The sequence below is a fragment of the Oleiphilus sp. HI0061 genome (assembly GCF_001635675.1).
Genome location: NZ_LWFE01000470.1, coordinates 1 through 876, shown reverse-complemented (window position 1 = coordinate 876; position 876 = coordinate 1). Strand labels below are relative to the sequence as shown.

Below are 876 nucleotides of genomic sequence, written 5' to 3'. Positions count from 1 at the left end.
CTGATAAACCGCAATGTCTAATTTTCCCGGCTTTGATGCAGTCATTTAAAGCCTGAAGAATTTCTAGCATTTGATCGGAGTGTGCCTGACGGTCTACATCGGTAAAAGAAATTCGACCAGGGAAATGTTTGGCGAAGTGAGGCGAGGTACGATTGGGCCAATGGAGTTGGTAGAGGTCGATGTAGTCGGTCTTAAGGCGCTTTAAGGATGCGTCTACTGAGGTGATAATCGACTCACCCGTGATGTCACCACCCCCGCGTATCCAAGGTAGGCCATTTCCTGCAATCTTTGAGGCCAGAATAATGTCACCTCGTTTACTCGAATTAGCTGCCAGCCAGTTACCTATCATCTTTTCTGTTTTGCCATAGGTATCGGCTGAAGGTGGCACTGCATACATCTCTGCTGTATCAATGAAGTTCACGCCTTGCGCCAAGGCGAAGTCGATTTGCTCACTGGCATCGCGCTGAGTATTTTGTGTGCCCCAGGTCATCGAGCCCAGGCATACTCGTGAAACATTAATGCCGCTGCTACCAAGTTTTGAATAGTTCATTGATCAAGCCTCTATTTAGTTTCGCTTATAGTAATAGATCTCCTTAGGTGCGGACAGTGTTTTTTCCAGGGGCTTTACCGCATTACTAGAACAGCTCGACCCCACAGCCACCTAAGCCACAGTAGCCGTCGGGATTCTTATCAAGGTATTGCTGGTGATATTCTTCAGCATAGTAAAACTCAGAGGCTTGTTTAATCTCGGTAGTGATTTCGCTAAACCCCCGCGCTGTTAGCGCTACTTGGTATTGTTGTAGGCTTTCATTAGCAAGTTTGCTTTGTTCGTCATTGAAGGTGTAAATGCCTGAACGGTATTGTGTTCCCTGGTCG

At 46.9% G+C, this 876-nt stretch carries 2 protein-coding genes; both read right to left on the bottom strand.

Going from position 1 to position 876, the window contains the following annotated elements; translation table 11 throughout:
- Positions 1–550, bottom strand: a 550-nt coding sequence (locus A3735_RS06295) for an aldo/keto reductase (protein ID WP_197485705.1), incomplete at its 3' end; no start/stop codon positions are given.
- A gap of 85 nt (positions 551–635) precedes the next feature.
- Positions 636–876, bottom strand: a 241-nt coding sequence (locus tag A3735_RS06290; RefSeq protein ID WP_197485704.1) for a peptide-methionine (S)-S-oxide reductase, incomplete at its 5' end; no start/stop codon positions are given.